The following is a 15351-nucleotide window of genomic DNA, read 5'->3' on the forward strand; positions in this document are numbered from 1 at the left end:
CTACTTCAGTAGCTCACGCTTTAGTACCTTGCCCGCAGGATTTCGCGGTATCTCGGAGACGATGTGTATGTCCCGCGGTTGTTCGAATCGAGAAGCGTTGGTCTTCAAGTACTCCCGAAGAATCTGCGCATCGAGAGTAGACCCAGGACGACGTACGACGTAGGCGGCAAGACGATGACCGAAGGCGTCGTCGGGCACGCCGGTGACGGCGTTGTCCGCGACGTCAGGATGACGATCCAATGCATTGCTGACTGCACGCGGATAGACGTTTTCGCCGCCGGAGACGATCATGTCGTCGTCCCGGCCTTCGATGAACAGCCGGCCATATTCGTCGACGTACCCCATGTCGCCGGTGCTTGTCAGCCTGTCGACGACCGCCTTGGTCGCACCGTCGGTGTAACCGTCGAATGCCAGGTCCCCGCCGACGAAGATTCTGCCGACAACTCCTGGTGTCACAGGCGATCCCGCGTCGTCGAGTATCCGAATTGGTGATCCGACGACGGGACGGCCAACCGTGCCCGGTGCCTGTCGCAAGTCGTCCGGCGTAGCGAAAGTGCCGATGCCCACCTCCGACGATCCGTAGCCGTTGTAGAGGATGTCGCCGAATGTTTCCATAAATCTCTCGGCCAGCGCCGGACTCAGCGGAGCCCCACCCGAGATCGCAACGCGTAAACGTCGCAGGGGGTTTCGGGCGATGACCGCATCCGGCAGATCCACAATGCGTGCGAACATGATCGGCACTCCGGCGATGGCATCCGCCCGGTGCAGCGAAGCCTGTGCCAACGCCGCTTCTGCATCGAAACGACGTCGTGTGATCATCGTGCCGCCGAGCGCGGTTGCAAGGGTGAGGATCCCAAATCCGAACGCGTGAAACATCGGTACTGCGAGCAGTATCCGAGTGCCGACGCGTAGACCGGTCCGGTCGAGGATTGTCGCTCCAACACCGAGTACGGGCCCGATAGCAGGTGTCCTCGGCACGCCCTTCGGGACACCGGTCGTACCGGACGTCAGCAGGACGATTCGTCCGGCGGCCGCAGGGGTCACGCGGATACGACTGTCGACCGTCGACTGCACGGCGGGATCCAGTGCGACAACACTGGTGTCTGCCGAGGTGACGAGCTCCATAAACTCGCTGTCGCACAAAACAACTCGGATCTTGTGTGCAGCGATCGCGCCAGCAAGGGCACGTGAGTCGAAGTCGGTGTTCAGAAGCACAACGTCGGCTCCGGTCGCTGCCGCCGCGAAAGTTGCTCCGACAAAGCCGCGACCGTTGCGGCAGAGGATTCCAACCGCAGCGCCGGTGCCGATGTTGTTTCGCGTCGACAGCGCCGCTGCGAGTTCGGCTGTTCGGATACTCAACTCGCGGTAGGTGATTGCTCCGTCGTCGTCGATGACGGCCGCGCGGTTGGGCCAGCGGGCAGCGGCTACGGAAAGTAGAGTCGCAGGGTTGGCGCCGCCACGGTGAACCGCCCTTGCCATGCCGTAGATACGTTGCGGCGCAATGGGTGCAACGAGACGCGAGCGTGTCAGTGCACCAATTCCGGTCCGGGCGGTATCGACGAGTGTCATCGTGTGCCGCCGAGTGCGCTGGCGGTGTCGGTCGAGAACCGGTGCATGATTCGCATTGCACGGTCGACCGGCCCCGGTGCAATCGCGGACCCGAGCTCTGCAGGCCACGTCCACCACGGTTCGAGAGTTCGCGGACGCTCGATGATGGCCTTCGACACGATGTCTGCCGCTTCGTCAGGATGCAGGCCAGGCAGTTTGCGCATGATCGGTGTCGGAGCACTCATCCGTGTGTGGATGAGCGCCATGTACAACGAGCTGACGTGGACGCCATCGGCGTTTAGTTCGGGACTGACGCTGCGCAGCCACGTATCGAAGGCACCTTTCGATGCCTGGTACGCACCCCATCGAGGTCCCGGCGCGATCCGAACGCCGATCGTCGACACGTTGACCACATGTCCGGTTCGAGCCTCACGCATGGAAGGCAGAAGGCCAAGGAGGAGGCGGACCGGACCCAGGTAGTTGATGTCGATCGTCCGCTGGAAGTCCTGCGGGCGGTCGTATTGCAGATCGAGGGAACGCCGAATCGACTTCCCGGCGTTGTTGACGACGATATCCGTGGCGCCATGTTCCTCGGTGATTCGTTTCGCCAACTCGGCCGTCGATGCTTCGTCGGTGAGATCGATTGGATAGGCGACGGCTGATCCCCCGCCGGCGTTGATGGATGCGGCGACGTCATCGAGCTTCTCGGCGGTCCGCGCGACCATCAACACTGTGGCTCCTGCCGCGCCGAGCTTGCGCGCGGTCGCTTCGCCGAGGCCGTAGGACGCGCCTGTCACGAGAACGACTTTTCCGGATACGGCTGCGCGTAGGCGATCGGGATCGGCGGATCGTGGTGGATTGACCAGACGGTCGAGCATGGTGTCGACGACGTTCATTGTGTCTGCCTTTCGGTGATGAAACCACGGACGAGACCGCGGGCGGCGAATCGGACGGTTTCGTCCCAGGTGTAGGTGTGCAGCTCGTGCCGGATGCTGGTGAAGTGGTTCGCGAGGCCAGTGATCGTCGACCACAAGACGGTCATTGCAAGATCGGGCTGACCCACGGCGACACCGTCGATGACTTTTCGAAGACCCGCGAAGACCTGGATCGTCGAAGCTGCGAGTTGCGCACGGACAGCAGGATCGAGCTCGGGACGACCCTCGAGGACGGAGAGGATGTCCAGGTCTTTGCCATATTCGGCGTAGACGTCGCGATAGCTCGTCGCAACTATGACGAAAAGCTCCTCGGGGTCGGTCTGCGTCTCGAGCGCGGGCTCGAGTTCGGTGAGCATCCGGTCGAGTCGCTCGGCATACATGGCCGCATACAGGGACTCTTTGGTAGGGAAGTAGGTATAAACCGTGCCAAGCGCGATCCCTGCGCTGCGGGCAACCTCCCGCATTTGCAAGGCGGCTAAACCGTTCTCGCGCAACAGTTCTCGACTCACGCGAAGTATGTCCGATCGCCGTGCCTCGCGGTCGCCCCACTTGGTTGCCATGCCGTCCAATCTTGGTTTCAGCAATTATGAACAGTGTTCATAATGCTCCCCGGCATCGTCGATGGCAAGCCCGGTTGCAATCGGGCGCCGACTGTTGACAGCTGTCGGCAAGTGCTGGCACGCTCGGGCGCAACTCATTATGAACAAAGTTCAGAATGGCGGGAAGTCAACGATGACAGACGGACGAGTTCGATGATCGGGCAGGCAGTACGCATCGACGGTGAGTTTCGCCCTGGCGATCTGCTCGACGCAGAGCGGATGAAGGCCTACATCGTTCCCGGTGTGCCTATGCCCGCTCGCGCATGGCGCATCAGGTATCGATCCACCTCGGCAACCGGCCATCCGACTATGGTGTCGGGCGTCGTTCTGGTCCCGACGACTCGGTACCGCGGCAAGGGGGCGCGACCGCTGATCGGGTACGCAATCGGAACTCAAGGTCTGTCGAACGCCTCGGCGCCCTCGCGCCAGCTGGCGGCCGGTACGGAGTACGAGGCCGTCCTCATCGCAGGTGCGCTACGGCGTGGGTGGGCGATTACGCTGACCGACTATCCGGGATTGGCAACGCCAGGTGATCACCCCTATGTCATGGGCCGCGCATTGGGTCCTGCGGTCCTCGACTGCGTGCGGGCTGCCCGCCAACTCGGTGCCGCAGGGCTCGATCCAGAAGGCCCCCTTGCCATTTACGGCTATTCCGAAGGAGGGCACGCAGCAGGGTGGGCATTGGAACTGCAGCCGACGTACGCGCCCGACCTGCCGCTCGTCGGTGGCGTCGTCGGTGCTGCGCCCGCCGACCTCGAGCAGATGATCCCGACGCACGACGGTGGAACCTTCGCGTTTCTGTTGATCTACGGGCTGATAGGCCTCAACGCCGCCTACCCCGAACTCGACGTGTACAGCCACCTCACACCGAAGGGGCATCGCGCTGTCGAGAGGTTCGGCAATACGAATATCTTCTCAGCAATTGCTTTGGGGGCGAGCATGTTTCCGAAGAAGGTATCCGCATACGTGCAGCAATCACCCTACGAATTGCCCGAGGTTATCGCCCGACTCCGCGAGAACGCCCTCGGTTCAGTAGCGCCTGCAGCGCCGGTACTCATCGGTGCCAGCACGCACGATCAGATCATCCCGCACGCTCAAGCGCGAAAATTGGAACGGGACTGGCGAGCCGCCGGCGCGGACGTCCGACGCTACGACATGCGCGCTCGTGAACATGTGACCGGTGGAATATTTCTGGCACCCAAAGGATTCGGATTTCTGGCCGAGCGTTTCGCCGCACACGATCAGCGGTGATTCGCGCGGATCGGATCCGATCGCGATCGCGGAACGTTTGTGTGGACGAGCTGCGGGTACTCGCGCAGTATGGGAATCACAGTTGCAGTGACCGGTCCGACAGGCGAGATCGGAATTTCAGCTGTGACAGCGTTGGAGAACGATCCCGCGGTGGAGCAGATCTGGGGAATGGCAAGGCGCCCATTCGATCCCGCCGATCACGGGTGGAAGAAGGCGACCTATATCGAGGGTGACATTCTCGACCGAGAAGCGGTTGAAAAACTGGTCGAGAAGGCCGATGTCGTTGTCCACCTTGCGTTCATCGTGATGGGGTCACGGGCCGAAAGCGAGCGGATCAATCTGGCCGGTACCCGCAATGTCTTCGAAGCGACGGTCGCGGCCGAACGTCCGTCGCGACTCGTCTACACGTCGTCGGTAGCGGCGTACGGATATCACTCGGACAACCCGGTGCCGCTCACCGAAGATGTGCCGACGCGCGGTTCGAAGGAGCACTACTACTCGGCGCAGAAGGCCGCGTGCGAGGCGGCGCTCGTCGAAGCTACCGAGGGGTCGGACTTGGAGGTCTACGTCCTCCGGCCGTGCATTGTTGCGGGTCCGAAGGCACCCGCGCTCGCGGATGCGATGCCGTGGGCTCAGCTCCCGGGACCTGTCCGTGAAGCAACGAAACTCGTTCCCGCACTCAAGCCGTTGATTCCCGACCCAGGCATACCGCTGCAGCTCGTCCACCACGACGACGTCGCTTTGGCGATCGCCATGTGCGCGACAACGACCGCTCCGGCAGGCGCCTACAACATTGCGGGCACAGGAGAGATCTCGCTGTCGGACGTCGTCACGGCGTTTGGTGCGCGGCCGGTTCGAGTTCCTGCGGTTACGGCGAAGATCGCGTCCGCCGTGCTCGCGTATGCGCCGTTCGTTCCGTCTGCACTCGAATGGCTACACGTCGGGCGGACATCCGTAGTGATGGATACAACGAGAGCCGAGACCGTCCTCGGCTGGCATCCAGCTCATACAGCCGCTGAAACCCTTGCGGAGCTTGCGGATTCGCGGTATTCGACCGCGGTCACTCGCCTCTGACGCGGTCGAGCAGCGCTGCGACGTCCACTTCGGTCGGTGGTTCCATCGATCGATCCGAGATGCGACGAAGACCGTCGGCGACAACCCAGACCGTGCCGTCCGGATCGATGGTGACGCTGGGATCCGGCCTGAAAATGGGTGCGCTGACTATCGGTTCGAAGTTCGCGTCCAGGAGAGTGAACAACCACGCCTGCCGTGTGGCGTCGTTGGGAACGGGGCCGTCCACTGGCCACCAGCCGGAGCGACCTGAGCCGTCCGGTGGGTGGTCGACGATCCAAAAGTACGGACCTACTTGGCCGCCGTAGATAGGCGACCTGGGAAGGGTGCCGACGGCGCGAAGAGTCAGATCGTCGGCCGCAATGAACAGTTCCGCGTCCTGGCACACACGCAGCGGTTCCCCCGCAAGTAGGGCGCGATAGCGGGATCCGAATGTCGTTGCGGGTCCTAGTTTTACATCGCCACCGACGCCGACTCGGACAAGACGGTCCCGCGCTGTCGTGTGGTCCTTCTGGTCGGGCTCGCGCAGGAGGACCACAAACGAGCCGTCGTCGGTGACGATCGACTGAACCAGACCCTTGGGAGCTTCGATAACAATCGGTTCGTCGTCCGGTGTGTGCAGCGTCCATGGTCCGCGTGCGCTGCACGCGAGCAGCGTCTCGCCGATCGCGGCGCCAGCTCTGACGGCAACGCTGTCGATGCGGCGTGGAGGTTGACCGTCACCGCAGCGATATGTCCCGTCGCTACCCGCTACCCAGCAGCCTGTCGGCGTGGCCCAGATGCTTCTACCGAGTTCGCTGGTGATAGCGCCGGGTAAAAGCTGTTCTACAGCAGCGCCATTGGAAATTTGGACGACAAGCGGCAACTCGCGATCGAGCACCCAGAGGGTGTTTGCCGCACTGGACACCGCACCCGGGACGATGCTCTGACGAAGCGGCAGATCAGGTACGTCATCGAGATCGAGCTCGATCAGGGCGCCTACTTCGCGGTCGAATTCGCGCGGCTTGTCTTCGGTCGACTCAACTCGGTACGTATCTCCCCTATCGAAGAATCGAGGTGCTCGATCGACTTCACGAAGCTTCCGATATCCACCGAGGAGTCGCCACGAACGGCTCTCGCCAGGTTTCGGTTGAAATCGCTCGCTGACAATCTGCACACGGCGTACTCGTCCCCGAACCCGCCCGTCGGTGTCGTATCCCATTACGCCGTAGAACTTTCCGGTGAGTTCCACCGCACCGGTCAGCGGTCGGTCGCCACGCCACGATGCGGTCCAGCCGTCGCCACGAAGAAGTCCTGTCCATTGCCAGCGGTGCATGGCGTCGAGGCCCGTTCGTTGCAGGACGGGATTGTGCTCGTTCGGCTCGAGGACCGCTCGTATGGTTACGGCATCCCCGCAGGAGGATGGCAGTTCGACGAAGCGCAACGGAAACTCGATGACGGCGTCCACCTGAGGCGGGGTGATCTGGCCGTCTTCGATCGCAACTTCTTGGATCAGAACGGAGATCGTGCGCTGCGCCCGACCGGCGCTCATGCGCCTTTCTGCTGTGTCATACCTTCGAGGCTAGCAAAGGGGTCAGTCGATTCGTCCTCCCTTCAACGGGGCACTCTGGCTCGCGGTGCAGCTGCTCGACGCTCTCGCGAGTTAGGTATTGCTGCGAACCTTGTCGATGGCTCGCGAGAAGATGTCGTCGAACTCAGGCTGATAGGCCCTGCCTTGATGTGCCAGAACCAGGACCGTGTAGCCATTGACGGCAGCGAAGCCGAGCGTGATCTCGTCGTCGGACCACCTCGGATTCGCGTGATCGGTCACCCTGGACAATATGACGGCATCCTTCGCGGAGGGTAGTACCAGGCGCGCAGTCTTCACCGATCTTTCGGAAGTGTGGTCGGTGCTACTCGATGTGCGCACATAGGACGAGCACATGCCGGTATGTGCTTCGGCGACTCGCTCTAGGTCCAGGTCCGTCTCGCTGACCAGTATCACGTAGGTTCGCTCACCATCGATCCGCGCAGCGCTACCAGAGGCGTCCTTGACCAGCGAGAGGCGCGATTCATCTGCGTAGGTGGAGCTTTCGGCGCATTCCGGGGGTGAATAATCCACAGTTGCCTCCGGTAGTCCGAGGTCGTCACTGCTCATGGCGTCGAGAGCCACGCCCAGAACCAGTTGGTCGTCGCCTTCGAGCGTCACGAGCTCGGAATTCGGTGGCAACTCGTCTATGACAGGTAGTAGATCGTGTCTCGCAAGCGGCGAGTCAGGTTCGACAGCATCACATCCTCCAACAAGAAGTCCAGTCACTCCCAACGCAATTGCCCACCGCTTCGACATTTGTCCCCCCGTTCTCTCAGGTCATTCGACCCGCGACAACGCTACTCGACTACGTTGCGGCGATCTCGGCGACGAACTCCCGAGCCTCCAACAGGTATGCCAAGCATGAACTTTCGTCGAGATCGGCGAGCTGGACCCACTCTTTCATCGGTCGACCGGGCCGTGGTGAGCACGGTGTGCCCACGCCGGTGGAGATGAGCTCCGAAACCCGCGCCCGCGGGAGTTTGACGATGACGTCGGTCGCCGTGACAAAGGCGTAGAACTTCCCCGAAGTCTCGAGGCCAGGCGACTGCAGCATGCGTCCCTCCTCGTCGCCGACGTGTAGGTCGAGTACGCGGTCACGCGCGGCGCCGAATACAACGCCAATCGAATTCTTCTCGTGCACTTCAGTTCTCCTGACTTTGCGTGAGCTGCAGGAAGGTGTCCCGTCGTTGCCGTCGATGACTCCGCTCCTGCGCGGTCGCGTTGCCTGCCAGCGATTCATCCAAGGCCGCAACCGCTTCCGTGTACCTCTGCTCACGAGCGAGCAGTTCCGCGCGTACCGCATGGAGTCGTGGACTCGACGCAAGCCCGTCGAGCGCTGTCAAACCGACTGTGGCTCCGGATGTTTCGGCCACTGCCACCGCCCGACCCAGTCGAGCGGCCTCACTCGGAGCGATCGACAGCAGCAGATCGTAGAGCCGCACGATCTCCGACCAGTCGGTTGCCTCGTAGCTGGAAGCGCGAGTGTGCTCCGCGGCGATAGCGGCCTGAAGCTGGTATGGATCAGCCTGACGCGCGGTGCGAAGGAGTGAGTCGTTCAGCAGCGCGATACCTCGGGCGATGGCAACACCGTCCCATCGAGTCCGGTCGGCGCTGTCGAGCGTCACGACGTCGCCGTAGTCGTCCAGACGCGTCGATCGGCGCGCTTCGGTGAGTAGTAGCAACGCCAAAACGGCTGCAGGCATTGGCTGTTCGGGAAGCAGATCGTAGAGGAGCTCGGCGAGACGTACGGCCTCCGCGCAGGCGTCCACGTCGAATGCGAAATCGCCCTCCAACGGGGCGTGACCCGCGGTGTAGAGGCTGTGCACCACGCCGCACACGGCGGGCAAGCGATCTGCAAGGTCGTGCTCTGCCGGTATCCGATAGGGAATATTCGCCGCCGCGATCTTTTGTCGACCGCGCGTAAGTCGTTTGTCAACAGCAACTTCGGTGGTCAGCAGCACGCCGGCAATCTGCGCGGGCGACAGACCGCACAGCGTTCGCAGTGCAAGTGCGATTCTGGTCGGCGGGGACAGAGCGGGGTGGCAGGAGGTGAAGATCAGCCGTAGCAGGTCGTCGTGCACGACGGACTCCTGTGGCAGGTCTGGTGTCTCGAGTTCGCGTAGGCGAAGTGCGTCGAGTTCCTTGTCCGGTCTGGCCCGCTCGCGTCGGAGAATATCGATCGCCTTTCGTCGCGCGGCGACGGTGAGCCACGCCCTCGGCTCCGGCGGTACTCCATGCGTCGGCCAGGTCGTGAGGGCAACGAGACTCGCTTCCTGGACCGCGTCTTCGGCGATCTGCACGTCGCCGACGGTCCGAATCAAGGTCGCCAGAATGCGAGCACCCTCGACCCGGATCGTCTGTGCGAGCGCGATTTGTTCTGCTGCCACGGCGATTCAGTTGGCTGCTAGGACCGGGCGGACTTCGATGGCTCCGACGCCCCAGGCAGCGGGCAACTTGGCTGCGATCGCGATCGCATCGTCCAGGTCCGCGGCTTCGATCAGGTAGTAGCCGGTCAACGCTTCTTTTGTCTCGGCGTACGGTCCGTCGGTGGTGATGACGTTTCCACCGCGCGCGCCTTCGACGCGGACGACAGTCGCTGTGCTGGTCGGATGCAGGACGGCGGCAGCCTTGATGCTTGCGGCGTTGTCCTTTGCGAACTGCACGTATTCGGCCAGCTCAGCTGCTTGTTCGGGGGCGAACCAATCCACGTCCGCCGTGTAGGTCAATGCGAGGTACTGCGGCAACGGATTCTCCTTCGTCGACTGTCAGGTTCCAGTTTGGTCCCTCGGCAAAGGAACGAACGGGCGGACGCGACGAGGACATTTTCTGTTTGTGCATTTGCGCGTGACCTAGCGCGGAATTCATAGAAAGTGCACACCCAGGGTTGCTTGCAATCCGCTAGCGGGCAGCTAGCATGGAAGAAGATGCGCACATTCGCATGTGATCTGGACCTCGCGTCCGGAGCGGAGAGGCAATGTTCTACCTGCTGATAGCAGCCGCAATCGTGGTCGCCTCGATCGTGGGGGGCCTGGCGCTTCCGGCTGCAATGACGTGGTGGATAAGCCGAGGCATGACAGCGGCCGCTACTCGCGCTCTCGCCGAGGATTCGATGAACGACGAGCTCGTCGACAAGGCGGCCTGACCGCCTGCCGAGCGCGTACCACTTGTCACCTGCTCGCGACGGCGCTGTCCTGAAGCTTGGTCTTCCAGAGCTTGATGGTTTCGGTGAAGCCGAACGACGACTCGTTCACGGTCGCGATTCCCGTCGCGCGACCGACTGCGAGCCCACTGCCGAGCGAAAGCATCGAAATCGTTGCAACATCGGTCATTTCGAGGAACGAACCATCGTCTACCGCTCCGAAATTTTCGATGATAATGCTGCCGACCACCGACTTGATCAGGCCGACGTATTCCAGCATCGATGCTCGCTGTGCAGGATCGCGCCATGCCGCGAGCATGTACTCGGCTACGAGGAACGTGAGATCGTGCTGACTGGTCAGCGTCTCCCACCACTCGGTGAGCAGGTCGAGCTTGGCGTCGAGTGAGCTTGCGGTAGCGAGGGATATTCCGAGGTCGGTGAACGACTTCAGGTAGCGACGTCGGATGACTTCCAGGCACAGGGCGTCTTTGCTTGCGAAGTTCCCGTAGATGGAGCCTTGGGTCCGCACCGCCTTCGACGCGATCTGCGCGACCGTAGTTGCGTGAAAGCCGTTGGCAATGAACAACTCCTCGGCGGTCTGCAGGATCAGTTCGCGAGTCTGCTCTTGCGCTTCGGCTCTGCTGATCGGCTTCGGACTGCTCATTTTGTCACTCTTCCCCTCCGTGCGGTTCGGCGCCGGACGTAGGGACAACCGCAGGTAACCAGGAACGCATCGACTTCTCCGATAGCAATGCTACACAGATTGCATCCAAGATTCCATGGGTATTGGGGTAGCAAAACAATTCAAATTGCATTACTATTCTGACCAGCCGAGGTTGCCCTTCGGCACGACACTTCAACGACGAAGGAGCCGGAGATGGCGGCAATATCGCACCATCCCGTGACCAGCTGGCAAGCTCGGCTCATCGGACGCGGTATGCGAATTGCGGTTCGACCGCTGCTCACGCACGCCCCGCTGACGGATTGGACCATGGCTCGACTGCGCTGGGCGGATCTGGCGGGAAGCGCGCTGGCTCTGCCCGAGGGCGCTACCGCAATCCGGCGTAGCTTCGGTGAGTTCGATGCTGAACTCGTCACGGGCGCAGGTGTATCCGACTCCGCGCCGTCGATAGTCATCTACTTTCACGGCGGCGCATTCGTTATGGGCGGTCTTCGTTCGCACCGGAGACTCGTCTCTCGGATCTCGTCGGCCGCGGGTTCACCTGTACTGCAGGTGAATTACCGCCAGCTTCCTGCAGTGACACTCGAGCACACCGTCGACGATTGTCTCCGCGTCTACCGCGAACTCCTCGACGACGGGTATCCGGCAAGTCGGATCGCCTTCGCAGGCGACTCAGCGGGCGGCTATCTCGTCTTCGCCGTCGCGCACGCTGCGATGGCGCAGGGTTTGCCGGTGCCGGCTGCCATCGCGGCGCTCTCGCCCTGGGTCGACCTGACCTGCAAGTACAGCACCGATCATCCGAATGCTCGAACCGACAGCTACCTTCCCATTCGGCAACTTTCTGCGATCGGGAAACGGCTTGCGCCAGCCGGCGACCCACTGCTCGCCCTGCTGGAAGCCGACCTCGCGCGCATGCCTCCGACCTTGATCCAGGTCGGCTCGACGGAGGTGCTCCGATCCGACGCCGAGCTTATGACCGATCGGCTTTCTTCGGCGGGAGTGCAAGTAGCACTGCAGATCTGGGATCGCCAGATACACGTATTTCAAGCAACCGCAGACGTGGTTCCCGAGGCGAACGCCGCAATCGGCGAGCTCGGTCGCTTCATCCACGAGAAGCTCGCCGGACCCTTGCGCACCGTGAACAAGAAAGTAGCCACATGACGAAACTCCGTACCGACGCAGCTCCGAACGCTCGCAGCTCGGCGACTCCTTCGCCCGATCACCAGACGGTCATCATCGGAGCCGGCCCAGGAGGTATCTGCGCCGGAGTCAGGCTCAAGCAGAACGACCTCGACGACTTCGTCATCCTGGAACGGGCAAACGAGGTCGGCGGAAGTTGGCGTGACAACGACTATCCGGGAATCGGCGTCGATGTCCCCGGTGTCACCTACCAGTACTCGTTCGCGCGAAATGCCAAGTGGTCTAGGCTCTTTCCGAAGGGAGCCGAGGTAAAGGCCTACCATCAGGACGTTGCAGAACGCTTCGGTCTGATGCCGCACCTGCGCTTCGGAGTGACAGTCGTGCGAGAGGTCTGGGACGAGACCAACCAAGTGTGGGCAATCCACACCGCCGACGGCGAGATTGTCACTGCACGATTCCTCATCTCCGCGGTGGGTGCCTACATCGTCGCCAAGGAGGATCCCGGGATCGCCGGATTCGCGGATTTCGCGGGCAAGATATTGCGTCCGACCGACTGGGATCACAACTACGACCTCACCGGTAAGCGCGTTGCCGTGATCGGTACCGGCGCGAGTTCCGTTCAGATCACCCCTGCCATTGCTCCCGAAGTGGCGCACCTCGATGTGTACCAGCGGACCCCGGTCTGGTGTGTGCCCAAGCCGGACCTCGCGATGCGCCCGTGGATGCAGAAATTTCTCGGAATCCCCGGCGTAGGTGCGGGATTGAGCGGTGTATCGCTTGCCGCGGTCGACGTCGTGCTGCGGTCCATCATCTATACACCGCCCGCTGTGTTCGGTCCGGCGGCGCGCGGATTCGACGCTGCCGCGCGGGCCGCATATCGCTCCTATCTCCGACGAACCGTTGTCGACGAAGCGGATCGTGAGGCCCTGGCTCCGAAGTACGGCCTGCTCGGCAAGCGCCCGACGACGTCGAACCTGTTCCTGCAGGCGTTCAATCGCGACAACGTCGATCTCGTCACCACTCCGATCGCCAGGATCACCGCCGACGCGATCGAGACCGACGATGGCGTCACCCATCCGATCGACGCCCTCGTCGTAGCTACCGGATACGAACTGTTCTCCGATCCCGAGAGCTACCGCACCGGAACGATAGTCGGCCGTGACGGGTTCGACCTGGGAGACTTCTACGCAGAGAATCATCTGCAGGCCTACGAAAGCGTCGCTGTTCCGGGGTTGCCGAACCGTTGGATGCTTGTCGGACCCTACTCGTGGACCGGAACCGGGTGGCACGCGCTTGTGGAGATCAGTGCAGGCCACGCCGTTCACGTCATTGCGGAGGCGATTCGACGTGACAAGTTGGACGTCGAGGTCTCGGCGGCGGCGCACAGCAAGTACCACAACATGATTCGCAAACAGGGACGCAACGTCCAGTACTACTTCAACACGATCAACAAGGGTCTTCGAACCTACTACGTCAACTCGCAGGGCGATATGCCGTACATCCGTCCCACGTCGTTGTTGAGTGCGCGGCGCGCGAGCAAGCATGTTCGCTTCGACGACTACGAGTTTGCGGATACCGCTGCGACGTCGACGAGCGAGCGCGACACAGCGAAGGCGAGTGCCTGATGGACCAAGCACCCGACACAGCGTTGCTCGATCATCAAGTGGTGATCGTCGGCGCCGGCTTCGGCGGCATCGGTGCCGCAATAGAGCTGAAGCGAGCCGGCATTGCTGACTTCGTGATAATCGACAAAGCGACCGATATCGGTGGAACCTGGCATGCCAACACCTATCCCGGTGTTGCAGTGGATATTCCGTCGATCTACTACAGCTTTTCCTACGAACCACCCAAGAAGTGGTCACGATTCTTCGCCCCTGGCCAGGAAGTCAAGGCCTACGCAGATCAGTTGGTCGACAACTACGATCTGCGACCGCATCTTCGGCTCAACACGACCTTGAGTGCGATGGAATGGAACGACGCGACGCGCACCTGGACCGCGACGTTGTCCACCGGAGAGACGGTGACGTCGAGATTCGTGATCGGAGCAGTCGGCGGACTGGAACAACCCAAGTTGCCAGATATCGAGGGTGTCGACACCTTCGAAGGCAAGGCCGTCCACACCGCGCGATGGGATCACGATTACGACTACAGCGGCAAACGAATCGCCGTCATCGGAACGGGTGCCACTGCGCTGCAATTGATCCCGGAAATTGCGCAGATCGCGGGCCAGGTGGACGTATTTCAGCGCACGCCGATCTGGGTGGCACCGAAGCCCGACTTCGCGATGGCAGCTGCCTCTCGCACCGCACTTCGGTTTGTGCCCGGCCTACGCCGGTCCGTTCGAGCGGGTGTCGTTCTCGGTATCGACGTCGGGTTGACTGTCGCCAACTCCATGCACGACAAACTGCCTTTCGTCCTCGATGCGGCAGGTGCTGCGTTGAAGCTCTGGTACAAGTCGCAGGTGCCCGACCCCGTCTTGCGTGAGAAGCTCACGCCGACATACGCATTGGGTTGCAAGAGGCCGTCCGTATCCAATCGCTATCTCGCAACTTTCAACCGCAGCAACGTGGAGCTGATCACCGATCCGATCACCCGTATCACCGCGACCGGCGTCGTGACCGCCGACGGTCGCGAACATCCGACGGATGTGATCGTCTACGCAACCGGCTTCAAGGTGATGGAACGTGGTGCGACACCGCCGTTTCCGCTCCTCGGTCGACACGGTGTGGATCTCAACGAATGGTGGGACCGAAACCGGTATCAGGCATACCAGGGCGTCAGCGTTCCCGGATTCCCGAACTCTTTCCTGATCACAGGGCCGTACGGGTTTGCGGCAGGGTCGTACATCGCCATGATCGAATGCACGAGCCGGCATGCCGCGCGAGTGATCGTCGAGACGCTACGTCGCGGTGAGACGACGGCGGAGATCAAGCAGAAGCCGCACGACGACTACTACGCACTGTGCCGCAAGCGTGGAGACGGGTCGTTGTGGCACAGCGGATCCTGCGCTGGTTCGAACACGTACTACCTCAACTATCAGGGTGACCCGGCGCCTATCCGGCTGTCGACCCACGCCGAGATGTGGTGGGGCAATAAACATTTCCCTCTCGACAACTACCAGTACTCGACGACAGCCTCGTCCAACACCGTGTCGAGAACACTTACGAGCGGGACGGTGTGACGTGTTCGATCCCAAGCAGTCCACGACATCGGACCTGGGCGACGTCCTCGGTCACGACCTGCCGGTGCTCGCTCAGTTGACCAGCGAGCAGAGTGCAGACCTCGTCGCTCTCATAAGACAGACCCGCACCAGTCAGCAGAACGCGCTCGATATGGCGATCACCGAGGCGCTCGGCCATTTTCCGTGGGCGGTACGCGGTGCTGCCCGCAAGATTCTGTTCGGTTAGGGCGCGCAG

At 62.0% G+C, this 15351-nt stretch carries 16 protein-coding genes; 7 read left to right on the forward strand and 9 right to left on the reverse strand.

The window, feature by feature from the left end; genetic code table 11:
• The 3 genes from JGU71_RS09125 to JGU71_RS09135 are packed head-to-tail and all read right to left on the reverse strand — an operon-like array spanning nucleotide 1 to nucleotide 3043.
• Nucleotides 1–1569, reverse strand: coding sequence for an AMP-binding protein (locus tag JGU71_RS09125; protein ID WP_199703763.1), 1569 nt, complete (start codon nucleotides 1567–1569; stop codon nucleotides 1–3).
• Complete coding sequence (locus JGU71_RS09130) at nucleotides 1566–2444, reverse strand: SDR family NAD(P)-dependent oxidoreductase (protein WP_199703764.1); 879 nt, start codon at nucleotides 2442–2444, stop codon at nucleotides 1566–1568. The genes JGU71_RS09125 and JGU71_RS09130 overlap by 4 nt, the downstream gene beginning before the upstream one ends.
• On the reverse strand, nucleotides 2441–3043 hold the full coding sequence (locus JGU71_RS09135) for a TetR/AcrR family transcriptional regulator (protein WP_199703765.1): 603 nt from the start codon (nucleotides 3041–3043) through the stop codon (nucleotides 2441–2443). Before JGU71_RS09135 ends, JGU71_RS09130 begins: the two co-directional genes overlap by 4 nt.
• Nucleotides 3044–3235: 192 nt before the next feature.
• Here JGU71_RS09135 and JGU71_RS09140 point away from each other — a divergent pair, with 192 nt between their 5' ends.
• The gene (locus tag JGU71_RS09140) at nucleotides 3236–4333 is read left to right on the forward strand and encodes a lipase family protein (protein WP_199703766.1); all 1098 of its coding nucleotides are present in this window, start codon (nucleotides 3236–3238) and stop codon (nucleotides 4331–4333) included.
• A gap of 69 nt (nucleotides 4334–4402) precedes the next feature.
• Nucleotides 4403–5407 (forward strand): NAD-dependent epimerase/dehydratase family protein, encoded by a 1005-nt coding sequence (locus JGU71_RS09145; RefSeq protein ID WP_199703767.1) that lies wholly within the window; start codon nucleotides 4403–4405, stop codon nucleotides 5405–5407.
• Here the strand turns inward: JGU71_RS09145 and JGU71_RS09150 are convergent.
• The 5 genes from JGU71_RS09150 to JGU71_RS09170 all read right to left on the reverse strand — a co-directional run bounded on the left by JGU71_RS09150 (nucleotide 5394) and on the right by JGU71_RS09170 (nucleotide 9718).
• Complete coding sequence (locus tag JGU71_RS09150) at nucleotides 5394–6935, reverse strand: hypothetical protein (protein WP_199703768.1); 1542 nt, start codon at nucleotides 6933–6935, stop codon at nucleotides 5394–5396. The two genes, JGU71_RS09145 and JGU71_RS09150, sit on opposite strands and share 14 nt — an antisense overlap.
• Before the next feature lie 111 nt (nucleotides 6936–7046).
• Entirely contained in the window at nucleotides 7047–7730 is a 684-nt protein-coding gene (locus tag JGU71_RS09155; RefSeq protein WP_199703769.1) for a hypothetical protein, read from the reverse strand.
• Between the two features lie 49 nt (nucleotides 7731–7779).
• Nucleotides 7780–8115: a hypothetical protein gene (locus tag JGU71_RS09160; RefSeq protein ID WP_199703770.1), complete on the reverse strand. Its 336-nt coding sequence runs from the start codon at nucleotides 8113–8115 to the stop codon at nucleotides 7780–7782.
• A 1-nt stretch (nucleotide 8116) separates the two neighbouring features.
• The gene (locus JGU71_RS09165) at nucleotides 8117–9361 is read right to left on the reverse strand and encodes an RNA polymerase sigma factor (protein ID WP_199703771.1); all 1245 of its coding nucleotides are present in this window, start codon (nucleotides 9359–9361) and stop codon (nucleotides 8117–8119) included.
• 6 nt (nucleotides 9362–9367) lie between these two features.
• Nucleotides 9368–9718 (reverse strand): YciI family protein, encoded by a 351-nt coding sequence (locus tag JGU71_RS09170; protein WP_199703772.1) that lies wholly within the window; start codon nucleotides 9716–9718, stop codon nucleotides 9368–9370.
• A 230-nt stretch (nucleotides 9719–9948) separates the two neighbouring features.
• On the opposite strand from JGU71_RS09170, the gene JGU71_RS09175 reads away from it, so the two are divergent.
• Nucleotides 9949–10116 (forward strand): hypothetical protein, encoded by a 168-nt coding sequence (locus JGU71_RS09175; protein WP_199703773.1) that lies wholly within the window; start codon nucleotides 9949–9951, stop codon nucleotides 10114–10116.
• A 25-nt stretch (nucleotides 10117–10141) separates the two neighbouring features.
• On the opposite strand, the gene JGU71_RS09180 is transcribed toward JGU71_RS09175, so the two are convergent.
• Nucleotides 10142–10777: a TetR/AcrR family transcriptional regulator gene (locus tag JGU71_RS09180; protein ID WP_199703774.1), complete on the reverse strand. Its 636-nt coding sequence runs from the start codon at nucleotides 10775–10777 to the stop codon at nucleotides 10142–10144.
• Between the two features lie 213 nt (nucleotides 10778–10990).
• On the opposite strand from JGU71_RS09180, the gene JGU71_RS09185 reads away from it, so the two are divergent.
• Genes JGU71_RS09185 through JGU71_RS09200 form a run of 4 tightly spaced genes read left to right on the forward strand, consistent with a single transcriptional unit; the run spans nucleotide 10991 to nucleotide 15342 of the window.
• Entirely contained in the window at nucleotides 10991–11956 is a 966-nt protein-coding gene (locus tag JGU71_RS09185) for an alpha/beta hydrolase (protein WP_199703775.1), read from the forward strand.
• A complete protein-coding gene (locus JGU71_RS09190) occupies nucleotides 11953–13560 on the forward strand; it encodes a flavin-containing monooxygenase (protein ID WP_199703776.1) in 1608 nt (535 codons plus the stop codon). The genes JGU71_RS09185 and JGU71_RS09190 overlap by 4 nt, the downstream gene beginning before the upstream one ends.
• Nucleotides 13560–15116, forward strand: coding sequence for a flavin-containing monooxygenase (locus tag JGU71_RS09195; protein ID WP_199703777.1), 1557 nt, complete (start codon nucleotides 13560–13562; stop codon nucleotides 15114–15116). Before JGU71_RS09190 ends, JGU71_RS09195 begins: the two co-directional genes overlap by 1 nt.
• Nucleotide 15117: 1 nt before the next feature.
• Nucleotides 15118–15342, forward strand: coding sequence for a hypothetical protein (locus JGU71_RS09200; RefSeq protein WP_199703778.1), 225 nt, complete (start codon nucleotides 15118–15120; stop codon nucleotides 15340–15342).
• Nucleotides 15343–15351 lie beyond the last annotated feature (9 nt).

It is taken from the genome of Antrihabitans stalagmiti (assembly GCF_016482825.1).
Taxonomy (GTDB): domain Bacteria; phylum Actinomycetota; class Actinomycetes; order Mycobacteriales; family Mycobacteriaceae; genus Antrihabitans; species Antrihabitans stalagmiti.